The following is a 704-nucleotide window of genomic DNA, read 5'->3' on the forward strand; positions in this document are numbered from 1 at the left end:
AAAAAGTCTTACGGTGTGGTGTCAAGTGATAAAAACAGTTGAATTGGAAATTCTTCATACCAATTAAGCTGAAGAAGGCAATACTTAACAAGCCTCCAGATATATGTAATTATCTGGAAGTTGTGTCATTGTGTATCGATGAAGGAATTACTTCATCGCGTCACCTCTCCCTTTTGCGCCACATAGATTTGATTGTTGCGTAGTAGCGCATCAATCAGGCGCACGAGTTTTCTTGCGGTTAAGACGAGGGCTCGTTTGTGCTGATGCTTAGGGACTTCTCGATATTTTTTCGAGTAGTAGGCGTTGTAAGTCGAATCACGCCGACGCACCTGATTGGCAGCTTCAATCAGATAGTACCGGAGATACCGATTGCCTTCTTTCCTAGGTTTGCGATCAGCGGCCTCGAAGTCACCAGACTGATGGCGACCCCATGTGAGGCCAGCATACTTAGCAATGGCGGCTTGTCCGTCAAAACGTTCAATGTCGCCGATTTCGGACAAAATACCTGCACAGGTCACTGGGCCAATTCCGGGTATGGTCATCAAAGTATTTGGAATCCCGCCCATCAAGCGAGTAATGGCTTTATCAAGCTGTTTTAACTGCCCGTTCAAGCTGACGGATGGCCTCAATGGATGATGCCAATAGGATATTCACAGAGCCCTCCACGCACTTAGAAAGGTGGTAAGAAGAACGGGCCGCCCTAA

General features: G+C 46.9%; 1 pseudogene. It reads right to left on the minus strand.

The window, feature by feature from the left end:
- Window positions 1-152: 152 nt before the first annotated feature.
- Window positions 153-704 (minus strand): annotated as a pseudogene (locus BpJC4_RS15865) (IS110 family RNA-guided transposase); the annotation flags it as partial.

It is taken from the genome of Weizmannia acidilactici (assembly GCF_008974185.1).
GTDB classification, from domain to species: domain Bacteria; phylum Bacillota; class Bacilli; order Bacillales; family Bacillaceae_C; genus Weizmannia; species Weizmannia acidilactici.